19 protein-coding genes are annotated in these 20,909 nt (G+C 64.4%); 9 read left to right on the forward strand and 10 right to left on the reverse strand.

What is annotated here, in order from left to right; translation table 11 throughout:
- The first annotated feature begins 53 nt into the window (after nt 1-53).
- The 4 genes from ACYQ0R_RS04760 to ilvD all read left to right on the forward strand — a co-directional run bounded on the left by ACYQ0R_RS04760 (nt 54) and on the right by ilvD (nt 5,623).
- Nucleotides 54-2,543: an efflux RND transporter permease subunit gene (locus ACYQ0R_RS04760; protein WP_459821188.1), complete on the forward strand. Its 2,490-nt coding sequence runs from the start codon at nt 54-56 to the stop codon at nt 2,541-2,543.
- A 264-nt stretch (nt 2,544-2,807) separates the two neighbouring features.
- Nucleotides 2,808-3,059: a phosphoribosylformylglycinamidine synthase subunit PurS gene (gene purS / locus ACYQ0R_RS04765; RefSeq protein ID WP_459821190.1), complete on the forward strand. Its 252-nt coding sequence runs from the start codon at nt 2,808-2,810 to the stop codon at nt 3,057-3,059.
- Nucleotides 3,056-3,733, forward strand: a complete 678-nt coding sequence (gene purQ, locus ACYQ0R_RS04770; protein WP_459821192.1) for a phosphoribosylformylglycinamidine synthase I — start codon at nt 3,056-3,058, stop codon at nt 3,731-3,733. Before purS ends, purQ begins: the two co-directional genes overlap by 4 nt.
- A 96-nt stretch (nt 3,734-3,829) precedes the next feature.
- Nucleotides 3,830-5,623 (forward strand): dihydroxy-acid dehydratase, encoded by a 1,794-nt coding sequence (gene ilvD, locus ACYQ0R_RS04775; RefSeq protein ID WP_459821194.1) that lies wholly within the window; start codon nt 3,830-3,832, stop codon nt 5,621-5,623.
- Nucleotides 5,624-5,777: 154 nt separating this feature from the next.
- Here the strand turns inward: ilvD and ACYQ0R_RS04780 are convergent, their stop codons facing one another.
- From ACYQ0R_RS04780 to ACYQ0R_RS04805, 6 genes are all read right to left on the reverse strand, one after another.
- Nucleotides 5,778-6,503, reverse strand: a complete 726-nt coding sequence (locus tag ACYQ0R_RS04780) for a DUF1028 domain-containing protein (protein ID WP_459821196.1) — start codon at nt 6,501-6,503, stop codon at nt 5,778-5,780.
- A complete protein-coding gene (locus ACYQ0R_RS04785; RefSeq protein ID WP_459821198.1) occupies nt 6,500-8,752 on the reverse strand; it encodes a dipeptide ABC transporter ATP-binding protein in 2,253 nt (750 codons plus the stop codon). The genes ACYQ0R_RS04780 and ACYQ0R_RS04785 overlap by 4 nt, the downstream gene beginning before the upstream one ends.
- Nucleotides 8,749-9,639 (reverse strand): ABC transporter permease, encoded by an 891-nt coding sequence (locus ACYQ0R_RS04790; RefSeq protein ID WP_459821200.1) that lies wholly within the window; start codon nt 9,637-9,639, stop codon nt 8,749-8,751. Before ACYQ0R_RS04790 ends, ACYQ0R_RS04785 begins: the two co-directional genes overlap by 4 nt.
- Entirely contained in the window at nt 9,639-10,598 is a 960-nt protein-coding gene (locus tag ACYQ0R_RS04795) for an ABC transporter permease (protein ID WP_459821202.1), read from the reverse strand. Before ACYQ0R_RS04795 ends, ACYQ0R_RS04790 begins: the two co-directional genes overlap by 1 nt.
- A 259-nt stretch (nt 10,599-10,857) precedes the next feature.
- Complete coding sequence (locus ACYQ0R_RS04800) at nt 10,858-12,483, reverse strand: ABC transporter substrate-binding protein (protein ID WP_459821204.1); 1,626 nt, start codon at nt 12,481-12,483, stop codon at nt 10,858-10,860.
- A 250-nt stretch (nt 12,484-12,733) separates the two neighbouring features.
- A complete protein-coding gene (locus ACYQ0R_RS04805; protein WP_459825675.1) occupies nt 12,734-13,981 on the reverse strand; it encodes a Zn-dependent hydrolase in 1,248 nt (415 codons plus the stop codon).
- 114 nt (nt 13,982-14,095) lie between these two features.
- Between ACYQ0R_RS04805 and ACYQ0R_RS04810 the strand changes: the two genes are divergently transcribed.
- Nucleotides 14,096-14,899: an IclR family transcriptional regulator gene (locus tag ACYQ0R_RS04810; RefSeq protein WP_459821206.1), complete on the forward strand. Its 804-nt coding sequence runs from the start codon at nt 14,096-14,098 to the stop codon at nt 14,897-14,899.
- 372 nt (nt 14,900-15,271) lie between these two features.
- Here ACYQ0R_RS04810 and ACYQ0R_RS04815 read toward each other — a convergent pair whose 3' ends face one another.
- Nucleotides 15,272-16,549, reverse strand: a complete 1,278-nt coding sequence (locus tag ACYQ0R_RS04815) for an HD domain-containing protein (protein ID WP_459821208.1) — start codon at nt 16,547-16,549, stop codon at nt 15,272-15,274.
- Nucleotides 16,550-16,789: 240 nt separating this feature from the next.
- On the opposite strand from ACYQ0R_RS04815, the gene hpt reads away from it, so the two are divergent.
- On the forward strand, nt 16,790-17,359 hold the full coding sequence (gene hpt, locus ACYQ0R_RS04820; protein ID WP_459821210.1) for a hypoxanthine/guanine phosphoribosyltransferase: 570 nt from the start codon (nt 16,790-16,792) through the stop codon (nt 17,357-17,359).
- Nucleotides 17,360-17,383: 24 nt separating this feature from the next.
- On the opposite strand, the gene ACYQ0R_RS04825 is transcribed toward hpt, so the two are convergent.
- On the reverse strand, nt 17,384-17,710 hold the full coding sequence (locus ACYQ0R_RS04825) for a hypothetical protein (protein WP_459821212.1): 327 nt from the start codon (nt 17,708-17,710) through the stop codon (nt 17,384-17,386).
- Between the two features lie 156 nt (nt 17,711-17,866).
- Here ACYQ0R_RS04825 and ACYQ0R_RS04830 point away from each other — a divergent pair, with 156 nt between their 5' ends.
- The 3 genes from ACYQ0R_RS04830 (at nt 17,867) to ACYQ0R_RS04840 (ending at nt 18,966) form a co-directional block, all read left to right on the forward strand.
- Entirely contained in the window at nt 17,867-18,316 is a 450-nt protein-coding gene (locus ACYQ0R_RS04830) for a universal stress protein (RefSeq protein ID WP_459821214.1), read from the forward strand.
- A 50-nt stretch (nt 18,317-18,366) separates the two neighbouring features.
- Entirely contained in the window at nt 18,367-18,666 is a 300-nt protein-coding gene (locus ACYQ0R_RS04835; RefSeq protein WP_459821216.1) for a WNWW family protein, read from the forward strand.
- Nucleotides 18,667-18,777: 111 nt separating this feature from the next.
- A complete protein-coding gene (locus ACYQ0R_RS04840) occupies nt 18,778-18,966 on the forward strand; it encodes a hypothetical protein (RefSeq protein ID WP_459821218.1) in 189 nt (62 codons plus the stop codon).
- 42 nt (nt 18,967-19,008) lie between these two features.
- Here the strand turns inward: ACYQ0R_RS04840 and phoU are convergent, their stop codons facing one another.
- Both phoU and ACYQ0R_RS04850 read right to left on the reverse strand, forming a co-directional pair.
- Nucleotides 19,009-19,680 (reverse strand): phosphate signaling complex protein PhoU, encoded by a 672-nt coding sequence (gene phoU / locus ACYQ0R_RS04845; RefSeq protein ID WP_459821220.1) that lies wholly within the window; start codon nt 19,678-19,680, stop codon nt 19,009-19,011.
- A 100-nt stretch (nt 19,681-19,780) separates the two neighbouring features.
- The gene (locus ACYQ0R_RS04850; RefSeq protein WP_459821221.1) at nt 19,781-20,908 is read right to left on the reverse strand and encodes an ABC transporter ATP-binding protein; all 1,128 of its coding nucleotides are present in this window, start codon (nt 20,906-20,908) and stop codon (nt 19,781-19,783) included.
- Between the last annotated feature and the right edge of the window lies 1 nt (nt 20,909).

Here is a 20,909-nt window from a genome sequence, read left to right on the forward strand (position 1 = left end):
GGTCGTCCGCTCCGGTCACGGGATCGTCGGCAGCTTCGGCGTCGGAGGGGATCGTGAGCGCCGCAGACCGGTTCGTCGAGGGCGTCAACGCAGCAGTCACCGATCGGCCGGCAGTCGTGGTCGTCGCGTTCCTCCTGGTCAGCGTCGTTGCTGCGGGGGGCCTGACGGCGATAACCACCGCGGCGGGAGCGGACCAGTTCACCGAGGATATCCCGGCACAGGAGGCGCTTGACGAGATCGACGAGGAGTTCGAGACGGCGATCGGAACCGACGTCACGACGGCACAGCTGATCGTCTCCGACGACAACGTGCTGTCGCGGAGCGGGCTGGTCAGGATTCTGGAAACCCAACACCGGCTGGAGTCACGCTCCACGCTTCGGGTCTCCTCGTCGACCAGCCACGCGAACGCGGTCGGACAGCAGCTGGATCCGACCGCCGAAACCCCCGGTGAGCAGCGGACCGCGGTCGAGGAGGCGACGCCACGCGAGCTGGAGACGGCGATCGCGGACGCCGACGAGACGGGAGCGGTCGGCACACAGGTGTCCGCCGAGTACAATCCGACGGCACAGCGGGCCGGTACGGCGATCGTTGGGATAACCTACGACGTGCCGGGAGCCGCGACGACCGACCGAGTGACGGCCCTGCAGACGCGAAGCGTCGAGATCGTCGACACCGTTCCCGGCAACGAGGCGGGTGAGAACGCGATCCTGTTCGGCTCGGGGATCCTGCAGTCAGAGATCAACGCGCTGTTGACCGACACCGCGACGCTCGTGTTCCCCGCGGCGCTGGTTTTCATCCTGTTTTTCCTCCTCGTCGCCTACCGCGACCCAGTCGACATGACGATCGGACTCTCCGCGCTCGTGATGTCGGTACTGTGGACGTTCGGTTTCATGGGGTACGTCGGCATTCAGTTCTCCGACGCGTTGATCACCGTCTTCCCGCTGCTTCTCGCCGTGGGAATCGACTTCGGGATCCATATCATCAACCGGTATCGCGAGGAGCGACTGGCTGGCGAAGCGATCGCCGACTCGATGCGGCTCACGACGGACCAGCTCGTGATCGCCTTTCTCCTCGTGACGATCACGACCGTGTTCAGCTTCGCCGCGAACCTCGTGAGTCCGTTCCAGCCGAACCGCGATTTCGGGATCGTCGCGGCGGTCGGAATGGTGTTCACGCTTTTAGTGTTCGGAATATACCTCCCGGCCGCAAAGGTACTCGTCGACCGCTGGCGTGGTCGGCTGCCGATCCCAGAATTCGGATCCAGTCCACTCGGCTCCGGCGGGTCGAGACTCGCTCGGCTCCTCCGAGTGGGCGTCGATCTCTCCCGGATCGCACCCGTCGCCGTCGTCGTCCTCGTGCTCGTGACGGCCGCGGCCGGCGGCGCGTACGGGACCGGCGTCGACACGGAGTTCTCCGAGGAGGCGTTTTTCCCCGACGAGGACCGACTGGAGCTGTATTCTACCCTCCCGGAGCCGTTCGCGCCGAGCGAGTACACGTTCCTGCAGGTGCTCACACTCTTCGAAGAGGAGTTCGAGCAGGACTTCGTCGGGTCGGTGACGCTGTACGTCGACCAGTCGATACGGGACGACGACGCCCTCGAGTTGATCGACCGGACGACGCGGAACCCGCCGGATTCGTTCGAGTCGAGCGACAACTGGCGAGCGGACGCGACGAGCATCGTCACGATCATCGACGACCACGCCGCGCGGGACCCGGCGTTCGCCCGCACCGTCGATCGGAACGACCGCCTCGGGACGGGCGTTCCCGATCGCAACGTCGACGCGGTGTACGACGAGCTGCTCGCTTCCGAGGCGGAGACGGAAGCCCGAGGGTACATCGCCGCGGACCGCGGCAGCGCGCGGATCGATTACACGATCAAGCCCGGTGTCGACGGCTCCGAGGCGGTCGCCGACCTCCGGGAGCTGTCCGATCGGACTCCGCTTGAGACGGTGCCCACGGGCCAGCTCGTTGTCGATGAGGCGGTCGTCGACATTCTGCTCGATTCGGCCGTCCGGAGCCTGATCGCCGCGTTCCTCCTTACGGCGGTGTTTCTCATGCTCTCGTATCGCTATCTGGAGGGAAAAGCCGTGTATGGGCTGATAAACCTCATTCCGGTGCTCGCGACGGTCGGGCTGCTCGTCGGCTCCATGCGACTGCTCGGGATCTCGCTGACGCCGATCAACGCCCCGATACTTTCGGTGTCGATCGGACTCGGCGTGGATTACACCGTGCACTTCGTCCACCGGTTCGTCGATGAGTACAAAGCCGGACGCGAGCTGCAAGACGCCCTCGACGTGACGATCCGTGGAACCGGCGGCGCGCTCACGGGGAGCATGCTCACGACCGTCACCGGGCTCGGCGTCCTGTGGCTCGCGGTTATCCCCCTGATCCAGGACTTCGGCGCGCTGCTCGGGCTCGGCGTGTTGTACGCGTACCTCTGTTCGATCGTCTTAGTTCCGTCGCTCGTCGTCGTCTGGGACCGGTACGGCTCCCGGATCGGTCTCGGCCTCGAGGCGACGGTCGGGTCGGAGCCCGATTCGTGAAGAGAGTAGGGGCCGGACCCGTGAGGAGAGTAGGGGCCGGACCCGTGAGGAGAGTACGGGCCGGACCCGTGAGGAGAGTACGGGCCGGACCCGTGAGGAGAGTACGGGCCGGACCCGTGAGGAGAGTACGGGCCGGACACGCGATACCCGCTGGCTCGCGACGTAGGCCGGCGTCAGCCGCCGGCTCGACAGACAGGATCCATGCTCGTGCATATCATCACCGTTCCAAAACGTCTTTTACCCACGACCCCGCACTCTCGGACGATGACGGCATACACCGCGACCGTGACGGTTCGGCTGAAGCGGGGCGTCCTCGACCCGGAGGCCGAAACGACGAAGCAAGCGCTCGAACGGCTCGGGTTCGATCTGGAGGCGCTTCGCTCTGCCGACCGGTTCGAGATCGACCTTGACGCCGCGGACGCTGACGCCGCGGCCGAGCGCGCCGACGAGATGGCCGAGCGGCTCCTCGCGAACCCGACGATCCACGACTACGAGGTCGCGGTCGCGGAACGATGACGGTCGCAGTGATCCAGTTCGGCGGATCGAACTGCGACCGCGACGCGGTCCGCGCGCTCGGGCACCTCGGAGTCGACGCCGAACGCGTCTGGCACGAGGACGGCGTTCCCGAAGACGCCGACGGCATCCTCATCCCTGGCGGCTTCTCGTACGGCGACTACCTTCGGGCGGGCGCGATGGCCGCCCGCGCCCCGATCATGGACGACGTCCGGGCGGCTGCCGGCGACGGCGTTCCGGTGCTCGGCGTCTGCAACGGCGCACAGATCGGCTCCGAATCCGGTCTCACCGCGGGCGCGTTCACGACGAACGCCTCCGCGCGGTTCCAGTGTGAGTCCGTCCACCTGCGCGTCGAGCGTGCGGACACTCCGTGGACGGCCGCCTACGACGAGGGCGACGTGATCGAGGTCCCGATCGCACACGGCGAGGGGCGGTTCGAGATCGGCGACGACGCGTTCGAGGAACTGCTCGACGACGACCGCGTGCTGTTCCGGTACTGTGATGCGGACGGTCGCGTGACCGACGCGGCGAACCCGAACGGCTCGACCGACAACGTTGCCGGGATCCTTGGCGAGCGCGAGACGGTCGCCGTGCTGATGCCCCACCCCGAGCGCGCGACGCTGCCGGACGTCGCCGACAGCACCGACGGCGCGGGGATCCTCGAGACGTTCGCGTAGCTCGTCGCACGCTTTCCGTCAGCCTCGACGCGTTTCGGCCGACCCCCACGGGCTCTCTTGCGTCGATTTAAGACCCCCGAGAGCCACGGGTGAGGTATGAGCAAACAGGAGCCACCCGCCGAAGACGCGGCCGACGTCGGTCGGCGCCGTCGCGGCGACGCCGACCGGTTCGCCGGCGAGAAGGACGACGACCTCCCGAGCAAGGACGTCACCGAGGGAGCGGCACGCGCCCCCCACCGGTCGATGTTCCGCGCGATGGGATTCGACGACGAGGATCTTTCTTCGCCGATCGTCGGCGTTCCGAACCCCGCGGCCGATATCACGCCGTGTAACGTCCACCTCGACGACGTCGCCGCGGCCGCGATCGACGGGATCGACGAGGCGGGCGGGATGCCGATCGAGTTCGGCACCGTCACGATCTCCGACGCCATCTCGATGGGCACCGAGGGGATGAAAGCGAGTCTCATCTCCCGGGAGCTGATCGCCGACTCCGTCGAGCTCGTCTCCTTCGGCGAGCGTATGGACGCGCTGGTCACCGTGGCGGGCTGTGACAAGAACCTCCCCGGGATGATGATGGCGTCGATCCGGACGGATCTTCCCTCGGTGTTCCTGTACGGCGGCTCGATCATGCCGGGCCAGCACGACGGACGGGACGTCACCATCGTCCAGGTGTTCGAGGGCGTCGGCGCGTACGCCCAGGGAGAGATGAGCGGCGAGGAGCTCGACGAGCTCGAGCGACACGCCTGTCCGGGGGCGGGCTCGTGTGGCGGGATGTTCACCGCCAACACGATGGCGTCGATCTCCGAGGCGCTTGGACTCGCACCGCTCGGCTCCGCGTCCGCGCCGGCCGAGGACGAGGAGCGCTACGAGATCGCCGAGCGTGCGGGCGAGCTCGTCGTCGACTGCATCGAAAACGACCGACGACCCTCCGATATTCTCTCGAAGAAATCGTTCGAGAACGCGATCGCCGTCCAGACCGCGATCGGCGGCTCGACGAACGGCGTGTTACACCTGCTCGCGCTCGCCGCCGAAGCCGACGTCGACCTCTCGATCGAGGAGTTCGACGAGATCTCCCGACGCACCCCGAAGATCGCCGACCTACAGCCCGGCGGCACCCGTGTGATGAACGACCTCCACGAGATCGGCGGCGTCCCGGTCGTGATCCGCAGACTGTTGGCAGCGGACCTGCTTCACGGCGACGCGATGACGGTCACCGGCAACACGCTCGCCGAGGAGCTGGCGGCCCTCGAGGCGGACGGCACCCTCCCGGACGACGACGCGATCGACGAGGAGTTCCTCTACACCGTCGACGAGCCCAAAGAGGCGGAGGGCGCGATCAAGATCCTCTCCGGAAACCTCGCGCCGGACGGCTCCGTGCTCAAGGTGACCGGCGACGACCAGTTCCATCACGAGGGGCCGGCCCGGATCTTCGAGAACGAGGAGGACGCGATGGCGTACGTCCAGTCCGGCGAGATCGACTCCGGCGACGTCATCGTCATCCGAAACGAGGGACCGCGGGGCGGCCCCGGCATGCGGGAGATGCTCGGCGTCACCGCCGCCGTCGTCGGGGCGGGCCACGAGGACGACGTGGCGCTGCTCACCGACGGCCGGTTCTCCGGCGGCACCCGCGGACCGATGATCGGTCACGTCGCGCCCGAGGCCGCCGTCGGCGGCCCGATCGGCCTGATCGAGGACGGCGACCACGTCACCGTCGACATTCCAGACAGGACCCTCTCCGTGGATCTCTCCGACGAGGAGTTGGCCGAGCGGCGCGAAGGGTGGGAGACGCCCGAGCCGCCGTACGAGGGTGGGGTGCTCGCGAAGTACGGACGGGACTTCGCCTCCGCGTCGGAGGGCGCGGTGACGAACCCACGGCTCACGAGAGAGTAGTACGATATCAAACAGCTTCTAAAAAAGATATAGATTCATAAATATTCAATTGGCGTCGGCATAGCCGTGGCAGGCACGGTCGCGACCGACGTGTGTGCCGTCTTCGTCAGGAATCGAGGCGGATACCTCGGGGGGTTGCCCCCTGGGCGGTTGACTATCCACCGTCGTTATCGACACCACGTGCAATCGTCGGGAAGCGCTGGAGGTTCAGCTCGGGGTACTCCGTCATCCACTCCGCTCCCTCGGTGGCGGCCGCCTCGTGAACGCGCTCGAGTTCGGTGACTGCGTCCGCGTGTTCGTCGACTCGCAGGTCGTGTTCGATCCGCGGCTGCTCCGGGTCGAACACCGCGAGCGCGGCGCTTTGCGCGCTGGGACCGCGCTTGTCGCCGCCCGCGTCCTCGCCGGCACGGAGCGCGACCAGCAATCGCCGGTCCAATGTGAGACCCGCAGCGTCCTCGAACGCGTCCGCAACGGCAGCTATCACCGATCCTCCGGCGAGCATGTTGCCGGCAACCGTGTACACTCCTCCGGAACCGTCGCTCCCGCCGATCGCGTCACGGTCGGTGCAGGTGTCGCCCGCGTACGGCTCACACTCCGACCCGGTGTGTGCGACCGTGTGCCCGTCCGCGTCGACGCCGTGAACCTGTCGCAATGGGGCATGCTCGTCGGCTTTCAGCAGCGCAGAAACGGTCTCGTCGATCGGCGTGCCCTGGCGCATGCGGTCGATCGAACGGACGCCGAGCGGCGTGTTCGTCATCGCCTGCGTGCAGACGGCTCCACGCCGTCCCACGAACGGAGCCGTCGACCCCACCGCGATCGCGTGCGTCGCTATCGCCGCGCCGTGCCGGCCATCGACCGACGCGCAGATCGAGAACGTCACTCTCCCGCCGCCGTCGGATCGTGTCCGTCCGTCGCCGTGCGGTCCCGACCGTCCGCCGCCTCGTCCGCCCGGTCCGCGTCGGTCGCATACAGCGGCTCACCCATCTCGGCCTCGCTCAGGTGACAGGCGATCCGATGGGACTCCTCGCCGGCGACCGGCTCGGGGACCGGCACGTCGGTCTCGCACACGTCGCCGATCTTCTTCGGACAACGAGTGTGGAACGAGCAGCCGCTCGGCGGGTCGAGCGGACTCGGAACGACACCCTCGAGCAGGATCCGATCGGTCCGTTGCTCCGGCGTGGGATGTGGCACCGCCGACAGCAGGCTCTCCGTGTACGGATGGTACGGCGCGTCGAACACCTGGTCGACGGAGCCGATCTCCGCGATCTCGCCGAGATACATCACCGCAACTCGATCGCAGATATGTTGGACTACGCTGATATTATGTGAGATAAACAAGTACGACAGACCGAACTCCGACTGGATGTCGTCGAGCAGGTTGAGTATCTGCGCCTGTACGGAGACGTCGAGCGCCGACACCGGCTCGTCACAGACGATCAGGTCGGGCTCGACGGCGAGCGCGTTCGCGATCGCGATACGCTGCTGTTGGCCGCCGGAGAACTGGTGCGGGTACTTCTCGGCGTCGTCCGCCTGGAGCCCCACTCGGGTGAGCAGGTCGGCGATGCGCTCGCGCTTCTCCTCGCCGCTGGCGATGCCGTGCTTCTCCATCCCGCGGCCGATGATCTGTCCGACCGTCTTCCGGGGATTGAGCGAGCTCTTCGGGTCCTGGAAGACGATCTGCATCTCGCGACGGAGGCTTCGGATCGACGACTTGTCGAGTTCGTGGAGCGGCTGTCCGTCGAAGTACACCTCGCCGTCGGTCGGTTCGAGCAGCTTGAGGACGGTTCGTGCGACCGTGGACTTGCCGCAGCCGGACTCCCCGACGAGTCCGACCGTCTCTCCGCGGTTGATCGTAAAGCTCACGCCGTCGACCGCCTTGACGTACCGGCGTTCGAGCGTCAGCCCGCCGCCGTCCGTCCGCGCCAGCGAGAGGTTGCCGAACAGCCCGTCACCGGAGGGGAAATGCTTTTTTAACTTCCTAACGTCTAACAGTGGATCGTCGTCGATCTCCTTTCGCTGTCGCGGCCCGTCGTCCGTCGTCGCGGGCTCGGAGAGATCCAGCTCCGCGGAGCGAACGCATGCGGCCGCCGACCCCGTCCCGTCCGAAACGGGCTCGAGTTCGGGGTCTCCGCCGGTTCGGCACGCCGGCTTGACGTGCGGACAGCGGTCGGCAAAGTTGCAGCCGTCCGGAAGCGTCTTGAGATCCGGCATCGACCCCGGGAGGGCGTACAGTCGGTTGCGGTCACCGTCGACCGCGGGGATTGCGTCGATCAGCGTCCGGGTGTACGGGTGGCGGGGACGCTCGAACACGTCCGTCACCGCACCGGTCTCCACGAGGTTGCCGGCGTACATCACGCCGACGCGGTCACAGGTCTGGGCGACGACCCCCAGATTGTGGGTGATCATCAGGATCGACACGCCGTGTTTCTCGCGGAGGTCGTTGAGCAGGTCGAGGATCTTCGCCTGTGTCGTGACGTCGAGTGCCGTCGTCGGCTCGTCGGCGATGATCAGCTCCGGCTCGCACGCGAGCCCGATCGCGATGAGGATCCGCTGGCGCATCCCGCCGGAGAACTCGTGTGGATACTCGTCGATCCGCGTCTCGGCGGCGGGGATCTCCACCTCCCGCATCGCCTCGATCGCGATCGAACGCGCCTCCTGGCGGTCGACATCCTGATGGAGCTCGATCGTCTCGATCATCTGTTGACCAACCGTCAACACCGGATTGAGCGACGTCATCGGGTCCTGCGGGATCAGCGTGATCTCGTTCCCGCGGACGCTTCGCATCTCCGCGTCCGACAGCGCCAGGAGGTCCTGATCGTCGAAGGTGACGGACCCGGAGACGATCTCTCCGGGGTACCGTATCAGCCGCATGATCGACCGCGCGGTGACGCTCTTTCCGGCGCCGGACTCGCCGACGATCCCCATCACCTCTCCGCGTTCGAGCGAGAACGAGACGTCGTCGACGGCGGTGACCGTGCCGTCCTCCGTGCGGAACTGCGTTCGCAACGAGTCGACCGACAGGAGCGGCTGCTCGCCGCCGTCGGTGGCTCGGTCACCTCGTCCGCCGGTGTCGTCTCGATCGCCCGTCTCGCCCGTCGTTCGCGGTGAGTTCGTATCGTGTCTCGTCATTCGATGATCTCCCCCTTCGGGTCCAGCACGTCGCGCAGTCCGTCGCCGAGCAGGTTGAAGCCGATCACGGCGATCGCGATCGCCAGCGCCGGGAAAAACACCATCCACGGCGCGTCACCCATGTACGCCCATCCGGAGTTTATCATCAGTCCCCAGGACGGCTCCGGCGGCTGCACGCCGAGTCCGAGGAACGAGAGGCTCGCCTCCAGAAGCATCGTGAACGCGATGTTTATCGACCCCTGGACGAGCAGCGGACCGACGCAGTTCGGCAGCACCTCCCGGAAGATGATGTACGGGTCGCTTTCTCCCCGCGCCTTCGCGGCCTCGATGTACGACTCGTTGCGAACCGACAGCGCCGCGCTCCGCGCCACGCGTGCGATGAACGGCGTGTACACGAACGCCAGCGCGATGATGACGTTGTTCAGGCTCGGCTCCATGACGGCGACGATCGTCAACGCGAGCAGGATCGGCGGGAACGACATCATTGCGTCCATCGCCCGCATCAGCCCCTCGTCGACGAGTCCCTGGTAGTATCCCGCGACGATCCCGATCGAGGTGCCCATCACCATCGCCGCGCTGATCGAGGTGAACCCGACGTACAGCGAGATCTGCGTGCCGAGCACGACGCGGCTGAACACGTCTCGTCCGAGGTCGTCGGTGCCCATCGGGTGCTCCAACGACGGAGCGGCCTCCCGGTTCGGGACGTTCGTCGCGCCGGGGTCGTACGGAACGATCTCCGGGATCAGGTACGTGACGATCGCGATGAGGAACAGCCCGACGACGATGGCCACCCCGATCATCGCCTTCTGGTTGCGTCGGAACTGTCTGGCGAACCGCGCGTAGTGTTCCTTGCGCTCCTCCGTGAGTCTGAACTCGTCGAGTCCCATTACTCGGACCCTCCGTATCTGATCCGCGGATCCACGTACGCGTAGAACGCGTCCGCGAGGAAGTTCGATATCATGTATATCAGTGCGATCACGATGATACAGCCCTGCAACAGCGGGATGTCACGGTTCTCGATCGCCGTCAACGTGAGCCGACCGATCCCGGGCCAGGAGAACACCTCCTCTAACACGACGACGCCGCCGAACGCGTAGCTGAACTGGAACGCGATGACGGTGATCACGGGGATCGCGGCGTTTTTGAGCGCGTGTCGCACGACGACGGTGCGCTCGGTGAGCCCCTTCGATCGAGCGAACTCCACGTAGTCCTCGCTCAGCTCGTCGATCATGCTCGACCGGGTCATCCGCATGATGTACGCCGTCAACGCCACGCCCATGGCACTGGCCGGCAGGATCAGGTGGTGGACCGCCGCAACCGGATCCTCCCACGGCGAGACGTATCCCCGGGTCGGAAAGCCGCCGAGCGACAGCGCGAACACGTAGATGAACACGAGCCCCCACAGAAAGATCGGCAGCGAGAGGCCGACGAACGCCAGCATCGACGCGGTGAGATCCGTCGGCGTGTTCTTTTTTACCGCGGCGAGCACGCCAAGCGGGATCGAAAGCGTCACCGAGATCACCGTTGCGGAGACGGCCAGCAGCAGCGACCGCGGCAGGCGGACCGCGATCTGGTCGACGACCGGCGTGTTGTACCGCAGTGAGGTTCCCATATCCCCCTGCAGCAACCCGACGATCCAGTCGATGTACTGGACGTACAGCGGCTGGTTCAACCCGAGCCGAGCTTCCAGCTGAGCGATCGATGCCTCCGTCGCGTTCGGACCGAGGATGAGAAGTGCGACGTTTCCCGGAAGGACGTTCGTGAGTCCGAACGTGATGAGGGTGACGAGAAACAGCGTCACCCCCATGAACCCGAGCCGTTTGAAGAGATAGTTGACGAATGCCATTTATAAGTCGTGTGTCGGAGTACTGCGAGTCGACCCGTTGGCCCGACCTTCCGGTGATTCCGGAGTCGGAATCCGCCGTACAACCCGCCAGGTAGCGGAGCGGCGTCCGGCCCACGCGGTAACCGAGCAGCGTGGGGTCCGCGCGATGCCAGAACAGCGTACGGACTGCCTGGTGGCGGGACGGTACACGCATCCCGTTGCGGATACGCTCCGTCGGCGACCGATCGAGCGTCGGTGGGTCACTCGCATCCGCGGCGAGTCACTCCAGCTGTGTGTCCTCGAACCGGAACGTCGACCCGTCGGGAGACATGACTTCGCCGGTGTAGTTGTTGTGGCGGGCCATGAGCGTCGGGGTCCAGTACAGCAGGATGTGACCGGACCGGCGCTCCTTGAGCAGTTCGGCAGCCTCGTGATAGATCGGCGCCCGCTCGGACATGTCGTACACCGTCCGCGCCTCGTCGATGAGGTCGTTGTACTCCTGGTCCTCCCATCCGGTGAAGAAGAACGCGCCATCGCTGTGGAGCGGCCGGTGGAAGCCGGCGTCGGGGAACCACAACGCCAAGTACGAGCTCGTCGTCGCTTGGAAGTCCCGGTCAGTGTACACGTCGCTGAGCCAGTTGCTCCACGTGATGAGCTGGATGTCGAGGTCGATCCCGACCTGCGCGGCCGACGCCTCGATGACCTGCGCGGCAGTCACCTGGTCGTTGTACTGTTCCGGGATCTGGAACGTCGCTTCGAAACCATCGGGGTAGCCGGCGGCCTCCAGATGCTCCTGTGCCTTCTCGAAGTCCTGTTCGCGCGGCTCGAGCGAGGGGTGCTCCCACTCGCTGCCCGGCGAGGCGGGACTGGTTGCGACCTGTCCCTGCCCGTACAGCGCCGCCTCCATGACCTCCTCTTTGTCGATGGCGTACTCCAGCGCGAGTCGAGCGTCCCGGGAGTCGAACGGCGGCTCGTTGCAGTTAACGCCGAGGTAGACGAGCGACTTGGGGAACCGGTTGATGAAATCGGCGTCCGGATCCTCCTCGAGCGACTCGGCGTGTCTCGGGGGCACGTCGTTGATGAAGTCGAGCTCGCCGGCGGAGAACGTGTTCAGTCGGTTGTCGTCGTCGGAGATCTCGAGTTTGGTCACTTTATCGAGATACGGGAGCTCGTCGTCCCAGTACTCGTCGAAGTTGGTCATGACGAACTCGTTGTCGATCTCCATGCTGTCGAACTCGAAGGGACCGGTGCCGATCGGCTCGCTGATCGAGTCCTGTCCCGCCTGCTCGGCGGTGAGGATATGCATGTCCGATGTCGCCATGCGGAACAGCATCGGTGCGAACGGCTCCTCGAGCCGCATGACGAACGTGTGGTCGTCCGGCGTCTCCATCTCGTCGACGCGCTCCATGTACTCGCCGGCGATCGCGCCGCCGTCGCGGATCCGCCGGAACGACTCGATGACGTCCTCGGAGGTGAACGCGGTGCCGTCGTGGAACACGACGCCCTCGCGGAGCGAGAACGTTATCTCGAGGTTGTCCTCGGACGTCTCCCAGTCCTCTGCGAGGAGCGGCTCTAGCTCGTACTCCCAGTTGACTCGGAGAAGACCCTGCGTGATGTTTTCGAGAACCCGAGCGGTGGCCGCCGCGCTCTCGAAGTGGGGGTCGAGGCTCTGAACCGGCACGCTCCCGCCCCAGATCAGTTCGTTCTCTCCCGACACGCCGCCGCTGGTCGGCGTTTCGACGTCCGTCTCCGCGTCACCGCTGCCGGCGTCGCCGTTTTCGTCGTCGTCGCCGAGACAGCCAGCGAACGCGATCGGCACACCTGCGGTGGCGGCTTTTATAAACAATCGGCGGCTCGGCCCCTCTGACGTCTCCGAAGCGGAATGACTACTGTTAGTGGCTCTCATTCGCTACCCCTGCGTTGCGAGTTAGAGTATATAAACATATGGGTTGCGACATCCACGACGCTCGTAACTATATAATGGCATACCCATGGTAGACGGACCCAATGCAGATCATCCGCCCGGAGGGCCCGAATCCGTCAAGCTCCTCGCCGCAAAGCCACCGACTACTGCACGACATCGCCATCTTCGTCATCAATGGACCACCAGCGTTACTGGCTCGCCACCTATCTCGCGAGATGCATGAACCCGACACTCATGTCGCGAGATCCGCGATCGCGCCGGCGAGCACGGCGGTCGCCGCAGTACAGTCCGCCCAGCTCGTCCATTCGAGCGGATTGTGTGAGACGCCGTCCCTCGAAACGGCAAACAGTAGTCCCGCGTCGGTCACGCGGGCGACGTTCATCGTATCGTGAGCCGCCCCAGAATGCAACGACAGAGTGGAGACGTTTGCGCGCTTCGCTGCAGTGCGAAACGCCGACCGGCACCGCTCGGCCATCGGCTCCGGAGGGACCATGTACGGTCGGCGGATGTCGACGTCGACGTGACGATCGTCTTCCAGCCGGCGAGCGCTCGCCTCGACCGTCTCGACGAGCGATTCGATCGACTCGTGGCTGACATCCCGAATGTCGACTCCGAGGGTAGCGTCACCGGCGATGACGTTCGTGGCGTTCGGCGACGCGTCAAGCTTTCCGACGGTTCCGACCGCGGTCGACGACGTCTCGGAAACGACCCGATTCGCCTCGGTCTCCAGCTCGAGAACCAGCTCGCTTGCCGCCGCGATCGCGTCGGTCCGGCGTCCCATCGGAGTCGACCCGGCATGGTCGGCGTGGCCGGAGATGTCGACGTAACAGTGCGTGATACCTGCGATATCGGTGACGATGCCGGCCTGTGATCCGGCGTCCTCGAGACGCGTTCCCTGCTCGATATGGAGTTCGACCCACGCATCCCATTTGCTCGCGTCGACCTGCCCGGCGCCGTGATAGCCGATCCGCTCGAGCGACTCCACGACCGTCGTTCCCGCCTCGTCGGTGAGCGTCAGGGCCTCCTCGGAGTCCCTGCGTCCGGTCGCGACCGAGGAGCCGAGGAGCCCGTTTCCGAATCGCTGCCCCTCCTCTTCCGTGAAACAGACGACGTGGATCGGCCGGGACGGCGTGACCGCCGACGCCTGTAACGCCCGGACCGATTCTAGCGCCGCGTACACGCCAAGCGGTCCGTCGAAGATGCCACCGCGTGGAACCGAGTCGAGATGGCTTCCTGAGGCTATCGGTGCGGCGTTCGGGTCCGCCGTGTCGGGCACCCACCGACCGACGATGTTGCCGACGCGGTCGACGCTGACGGCTAATCCGGCGTCCTTCAACCGTGTCACGAGGTGGTCTCGCGCGTCTCGGTTCGCGTCGGTTCCCGTAAGCACCGTCCGTCCGCGTCCCTCATCAACGGCTATCGACCCGAACTGTGCGTTGGCCTCGATGTCGGCACGGAGCCGTGTCTCGGAAACCGCGATCATCACCTTCCGGGTGGGAGTGATTATCTCTTAAATGTTCGTATCTCGTCGTTCACGGCGGTGAAACACCGTTTCCCACATGCGAACGAGTTATGAGCGTTGCGGTCGACTCCGATGGTAATGGCCACGGAGAACTCATCGCGTCGTCTCGAAACGGTAGCACGTGCGTGTGCCATCGTCGAGGCGCTTGACGAACTCGGGGGTGCCGGTGTGACTGTAGTCGCCGATCACGTCGGCATCTCGAAGAGTTCAGCACACGCATACCTGAACACGCTTCGCGAGCGTCAGCTGGTGGTAAAGGAGGGCACCACGTATCAGTTGAGTCTCGAGTTCCTGTATCTCGGAAACGGCGTCCGGCATCGGCACGTCCTGTTTCCACACGCAAAATCGGTCGTCGAATCCCTTGCCGAGCGGAGCAAGGAGTACGCACATCTGATGTGTGAACAACACGGGTTAGAGCGCAACATCTACAAGGTGGCCGGCGAGAACGCCGTCGGTAGCGAGTACCACACGACGAAAGAACGGAAAGCCGACTACTTGCATTTCACCGCGAGCGGCAAGGCCGTGTTGGCGTATCTCCCCGAGGAACGCCTCGAACGAATAGTGGATGCGCACGGACTCGTGCACAAGACATCGAACACGATCACCGACCGCGAACGGCTCAAGGACGAACTCGCCACGATACGGGAACGTGGATACGCCGTCAACGACGAGGAGGAGATCGTCGGGATACGTGCGGTTGGCGTCCCGATCCGCGACGAGACTGGGGCGGTGTTAGGTGGGATGAGCGTGTCCGGTCCGACCGGACGACTGACCGACGAAACGTGTCACGAGGAGTTCCCGGGACTGCTCAAAGAGAGTGCGAACGTCGTTGAAGCTCGCCTGAACATGTCACAGGCTAGCGAGTCGCTGAAATGAGCGACGAGCGATCGACCGTGGAGTTGTTCCGAAAGTCCGGACGTTCGCATTTAGTAAACAATGGCTACCTCCAGCCGGCCAAATTACAGTAATATATTCGTAAAGCTTGAGCGGCGGGGTAGTAGTTCCGATAACCCGGTTCGACGAGTCTTGGAATAATATCATTATTTCTACAAAAATATATTAACCCCAGATGACTTTTGTGAGCCTATACAAATCAGAAAATCATTTATTTACTTATTTTTCGGAAATATCTACAATATAAATAATCTATAGCCGTTTGCTGTAGAACTAAAACTAATCATCTGATAAGTGAACAAGACAAAATATTATTTGATTAACATAAAGGAAACAGATAATATGTTCATATGATTAAAATTCATCGAGCGTCGTTGGCATCGCCCGTCGAACTTCGCTCACCAGCCCCTCTGGGTCGAGCTCCAGCACCGCGGCGGCCGCGCGACCGACGCGGTCAGTTTCCGGGCGTGGCGCGTACACGCCGAGTCGCCACTGGTTCCGCTGTGCGGTGCGGAGGGCGGAGACGAGCGGCGACTGTCGTTCGAGTCGCCGGACCTCCCCGTTGACGGTCACGCGAGCCGTCGACTCCCGCATCGACGGCTCCGGAGGCACGTCGAGAATGACGCGGTCGAGATCGACGCCCGCCTCCTCGGCGATCTCGCGTTCGAGCGAACGCTCGGTCTCGTGATCCGCCTCGTGAATGCGGTCCGGGACATCGTCGTACTCCGCCCACACCGCGAGTTTGTACAGGTCGCGTTCGTCGTAGCGTCGACAGAGTTCGGCGGTGGCGTCACAGTCGCGCAGCGCGACGAGGAAGTCGTGGTCGTCCATTCGCCGAAGATCGGACGCGGTCGTCGCGGTCGATTCGAGCAGTTTGGCGGCCGCTCGTCGCAGCAATGCCTTCGAGATGCGCGCGACGTGGTGGGTGTACACGACGGGGTTCATCAACGCCCGTGCGAGAAGGAGGCTCTCGGCGGTCTGGACGTTTCCCTCGTCGAGGACGAGCTGGGGCCCCGTTCGCTCACCGCTCGTGGCTCCCGACCCGGCAACTGCTGGTGCGTCTCCATCGAAATCGGTGAACGTCAGCTCCCGGACGAACCGCCCGGTGTCGATCGTTCCGTACGGGACGCCCGTGTGATAGGCGTCGCGCACGAGGTAATCCATCCGGTCGACGTCGAGCTCGCCGGAGACGAGCGCACCGTACTTCCCCTCGCCGGCGACGAGCATCGCGATCCGGTCCGGATCGAGGTCGTGGTCACGAAGCACCTCTCCGACCTGCCCCCGGTGTAACAGCTCGGCGACATCGTCGTGATACTTTCCGGTGTGCCGGTGTGTGAGCGCCTCGATGTTGTGGCTGAACGGACCGTGTCCGACGTCGTGTAGCAGCGCTGCCGCCTCGATCCGTTCCGCGTGCTTCCCCGCGATGTCGAGATGTTCGAGCGCCTTTCGGGCGAGATGGTAGACGCCGAGGCTGTGTTCGAATCGGGTGTGGTTCGCCGAGGGGTACACCAGCTGGACGGTGCCGAGCTGTTTGACGTGTCGAAGCCGCTGGACCGCCGGCGTGTCGAGGAGATCGGCGGCAACACCGTCGATCTCGATGTGGTCGTGAACGGTGTCTTTGACCGTGATCATACCGCCCCCTTCGTCGCCATGCGGTAAAAACGACGGGCGAGCCACGCGACGGCGTGGACCGCTCCGGTCACGCTCGGCCGGGAACCGACCGATCGGCGGCCAGCGTTACCGAAATGCGAACGAAAGATGGGCGGGGACGATGCAGCTAGCGACCGGTGGACTCGGTCGGTCGCTTGGCACCGTCGGACACGACGATCCCGCAACCGCCACGTTTTATTAATCCGCCCGAGTACCGGCGACATGGACCAGTTGCGGCAGTCGCTCCTTGACGCGCCGATCATCGAGAAAGGCGAGTATCAGTACTTCGTCCACCCGATAAGCGACGGGGTTCCGATGCTGGAACCCGAACTACTCCGCGAGATCGTCATCCGGATCATTCGGAAAGCCGAGCTCGAGAACGTCGACAAGATCGTCACGCCCGCGGCGATGGGGATCCACATCTCCACCGCGCTCTCGTTGATGACGGATATCCCGCTCGTCGTCATTCGAAAACGGCAGTACGGCCTCGATGGCGAGGTGCCGCTGTTTCAGGAGACCGGGTACGCCGAGTCGGAGATGTACATCAACGACGTCGAGGCGGGCGACCGAGTGCTCGTGCTCGACGACGTACTCTCGACCGGCGGTACGATGAAGGCGATCCTCGACGCGCTCACGAACGAGGTGGGCGCGGACGTCGTCGACGTCATCGCCGTGATCAAGAAGGCCGGTGAGAACGAGCTCGACGACACCGACTACGACGTGAAAACCCTGATCAACGTCACTGTCGAGGACGGCGAAGTCCACATCGTCGACGCCCAAGGCGACGACTGACGGACGAGACGAGCCATCTCTTCATCAGCGGGCGACACCGTGAGAGCCACCGCGTCCGGGAAACACCGCAGCGACGGGAACCGAGACCGCGAGGGCGGCAAGCGCCAACACGACGCCGACGACGGCGACGATCAGCGTGATCCCGAACCCGGCTCCGATCGACTCCCCCCACGTCTCACGGAACGTGGTGCCGCTGCGGGAGAACGTGCTGAGAAACGTCGTGAGAAAGTACAACACGAACAGAACGAGATACTCCAGCCCGCTCTCGATCAGGTTCGCAACCAGAAGCGGCAGGAAAAACAGGAGAAAAAACGCCGCGCTGGCGACTCCCGCGAGAAGCGGAAACAGCACGAGCGCCGGGTAAACCTACGTATCTGCGAGCAAATGTGCAGTTCGTGATTGATACGCATCGTCTCACCGACAGGTAAGTTCATGATATCGACGAGATCGTACACGATCGTCGCGCATACAGCGGGGTTTTTGACCTTCCCGGTCGACCGGAGGCATATGACCCAACTCGAGATCGACCTCGTTCTCGTACCGGTCGACGGCAGCGAGGAGTCCCACGAGGCCGTCGACTACGCGATCGCCGTCGCAAGCGAGTACGATGCGAGCGTCCACGCGCTGTACGTGCTCGGCGAGGAGGTGGTGCGGGCGATCGAGACGGACGCGATCGACCAGACCGACGTGGCCGACGACACGGAGTCGTTCACCGAGTCGGTCATCCGGCGAGCTGAGGCCGCCGGTGTGCCACACAGCAACTCGATAGCGTCCGGATTCTCGACGCAAGTGAAAACAGTCCACCCCGGCTCGGTCGTCCTCGACACCGCAGAGGAGCTCGAAGCGGACTTCATCGTCGTTCCGCGCGAGCCTGTGACCGGCGATCCTGGAGAGGTACTGGAGAAAGCCGCCGAGTACGTTCTGTTGTACGCGAGCCAACCGGTTCTCTCGGTGTAGGCCGCCGGGTCGGCGAGGATCTCAAATAGTGTCCGTACGTACGTTCACGCATGGACCCCGACCGACTCGATACCGCGCTGGCAGAGGCGTTCGGCGGTACCGAGGCCGAACGCCGAGCCGTCGTGCGGGCAGCACGCGATCTGGTGGACGCGGAAAAGCCCGCCAGCGATCGCGGACACGCGCTGACCGTCGACGACGTGGTTCGGAACCTCTCGGACGCTCCGGACGGAAGCTCCGTCGCCGATCGGTGGAACTGGTGGATGGGAGCGCTTGAGGCCGCCTACGGCGGCTACGACTACTTTACGATCCGGTTCACGGCGAACGACGAGGAGGCCGGACTCCGGCGCTGAACGACGGCCGGTGTCCGGAACGTCGGCACGGGCTCCCGTCCGGACGCTTCACTTTCAGTTTCACTCCGCGCATGGCTCGGATATACGGCGTTCGCAGTCGATCACCCGGATATGAGCACTCGGAACACGAACGCTCCGCGCTACGCCGCACCGACCCGTGTGGACGTCACCGGCTGCCCCGCCGACGACGTTCCCGACCGCGTTCGGGCGAACCGCGTCACCGGCAGCGAGGTACACCTCGAGCGACGCGGCGGTCGGACGTTTCTCATCGCGACCCCGACGCGTCAGTCGGACCGGTGAGCGCCGAGCGTGAACACGGTAGGACAGTCCGTCTAGCAGTAGTCAGTACAGCAGCTCGTCGTTGTTCTCGATCATGTACAGCGCGCGCGCCGCGATGTTAACCGTATGGTCACCGACCCGTTCGAGATCGCGGATCGTCAACAGAAGACGCGAAACGTTCCGCATCGTCGACTCGATCTCGGTATCATCGAGCTGTTCGCGTTTGATCAGATCCCGGACGACGAGGTCGCTAGCCTGCTCACACAGCGCATCGACGTCGTCGTCCATCTCTGCCACTTCGTAACACCGATCCGGGTCCGACTGTTCGTACGCCATCATCGCGGCGTCGAGCATCCGCAGCGTCTCGTCGCCGATCCGCTGGACGTCGACGTCAGGGAACACCTCTCGTTCGGCCTGGCCCGCGTACTCGCCGAGGTTCGTCGCGAGATCCGCGATCCGTTCGAGGTCGGTAATGATCTTGAACGATGCCGCGATGAACCGCAGATCACCCGCGACCGGCTGCTGAAGCGCGATGAGGTCGGTACACTCCCGTTCGAGCTCGAGATACAGCTCGTTGATCTCCGCGTCGCCGGTTATCACCTCCTGCCCGAGCTCCTCGTCGCGTCGCTCCAGCGCGTCAAGGCCCATCCGCAGTCGCTCGGCGACGAGTTCGCTCATGTAGAGGACGTCGTCGCGCAAGTTCTCCAGTTTCGCCTGGTACTGTTCGCGTGGCATGCTCTTCGCTCGTAACGCACGCCGTATCCACAAAAACACGTCGCTACGATGGACCGTACTCGGCACGGCACAGGGAGACGCGATGTCCGAACCGGCGGTGTTAGGCCAGTTCGTGTCTGATCGCGTCGCCGCTTTCGGTGTCGAACAGGTGAATGTGCTTCCGGTCAAAGACGATCTCGACGCTTTCGCCCTCCTCGATCGAGGCGTCCGGGGGCAGGTTGATCAGCAGCTGTCCCTTTCCGCGACCCTCCGCGCTCGCTTCGACCTCGCGGTCGGAGAGGAGATAGGCGAACACCTTATCCCCCATCGGTTCGATGACGTCCACGACGGCGTCGAGCGTATGCGTCGGCTCGTCCGCTTTTTCGCTTTCGTGCGCGAGATGGACGTTTTCGGGGCGAACGCCGAGCGTGACGTCCTGACCGACGGAGACGTCCTGCGTCTCGGGATCGAACGAGACGTCCGTGTACTCTCCCTCGAACCCGTCGGTCGTGATCGTTCCCTCGATGAAGTTCATCGCCGGCGACCCGATGAATCCGGCGACAAAGAGGTTCGCCGGTTCGTTGTAACACTCGAGGGGTGGAGCGACCTGCTGGAGCACGCCGGCGTTGATGACGGCGATCCGGTCGGACATCGTCATCGCCTGCGCCTGGTCGTGAGTGACGTAGATGATCGTCGTGTCCAGCTGTCGGTGGAGCCGCTGGAGCTGCGTCCGCATATGGACCCTGAGTTCGGCGTCGAGGTTCGCCAGCGGCTCGTCCATCAGGAACACGTCCGGGTCTCGGACGATCGCCCGCGCGATCGCGACGCGCTGTCGCTGTCCCCCGGACATCTCCGAGGGCATCCGGTCCATCATCCCCTCGAGTTGGACGATATCGGCCGCTTCCTCGACCCGTTTATCGACCTCCTCCTGGTCGTACTTACGGAGCCGGAGCCCGAAGGAGATGTTGTCGTACACGTCCATGTGGGGGAACAGCGCGATGTTCTGGAACACCATCGATATCCCCCGGTCCTTCGGCGGGAGGTTCGTGACTTCCCGACCGCCGATGTGGACGTTTCCGCTCGTGGGGAGCGTTAGTCCCGCGATCGTCTCCATCGTCGTCGACTTCCCGCATCCCGAGGGACCGACGAGCGTGAGGAACTCGCCGTGTTCGACCTCCAGATTCATCTGGTCGACAGCCGTTACGTCCTCGTACTGCTTCGTGACGTTATCGAGTTTGACTTCTGCCATG

The sequence above is a fragment of the Halorubrum luteum genome, from assembly GCF_054652935.1.

Bases quoted from the DNA above. Each gene is read 5' to 3' on its own strand.
- ACYQ0R_RS04785 (WP_459821198.1), bottom strand. From the start codon at position 8,752: ATGACGAGACACGATACGAACTCACCGCGAACGACGGGCGAGACGGGC.
- ACYQ0R_RS04850 (WP_459821221.1), bottom strand. From the start codon at position 20,908: ATGGCAGAAGTCAAACTCGATAACGTCACGAAGCAGTACGAGGACGTA.
- purQ (WP_459821192.1), top strand. From the start codon at position 3,056: ATGACGGTCGCAGTGATCCAGTTCGGCGGATCGAACTGCGACCGCGAC.
- phoU (WP_459821220.1), bottom strand. From the start codon at position 19,680: ATGCCACGCGAACAGTACCAGGCGAAACTGGAGAACTTGCGCGACGAC.
- ACYQ0R_RS04810 (WP_459821206.1), top strand. From the start codon at position 14,096: ATGGTAATGGCCACGGAGAACTCATCGCGTCGTCTCGAAACGGTAGCA.
- ACYQ0R_RS04790 (WP_459821200.1), bottom strand. From the start codon at position 9,639: ATGGGACTCGACGAGTTCAGACTCACGGAGGAGCGCAAGGAACACTAC.
- ACYQ0R_RS04840 (WP_459821218.1), top strand. From the start codon at position 18,778: ATGAGCACTCGGAACACGAACGCTCCGCGCTACGCCGCACCGACCCGT.
- hpt (WP_459821210.1), top strand. From the start codon at position 16,790: ATGGACCAGTTGCGGCAGTCGCTCCTTGACGCGCCGATCATCGAGAAA.
- ACYQ0R_RS04835 (WP_459821216.1), top strand. From the start codon at position 18,367: ATGGACCCCGACCGACTCGATACCGCGCTGGCAGAGGCGTTCGGCGGT.
- ACYQ0R_RS04795 (WP_459821202.1), bottom strand. From the start codon at position 10,598: ATGGCATTCGTCAACTATCTCTTCAAACGGCTCGGGTTCATGGGGGTG.
- ACYQ0R_RS04800 (WP_459821204.1), bottom strand. From the start codon at position 12,483: ATGAGAGCCACTAACAGTAGTCATTCCGCTTCGGAGACGTCAGAGGGG.
- ilvD (WP_459821194.1), top strand. From the start codon at position 3,830: ATGAGCAAACAGGAGCCACCCGCCGAAGACGCGGCCGACGTCGGTCGG.
- ACYQ0R_RS04830 (WP_459821214.1), top strand. From the start codon at position 17,867: ATGACCCAACTCGAGATCGACCTCGTTCTCGTACCGGTCGACGGCAGC.
- ACYQ0R_RS04815 (WP_459821208.1), bottom strand. From the start codon at position 16,549: ATGATCACGGTCAAAGACACCGTTCACGACCACATCGAGATCGACGGT.
- purS (WP_459821190.1), top strand. From the start codon at position 2,808: ATGACGGCATACACCGCGACCGTGACGGTTCGGCTGAAGCGGGGCGTC.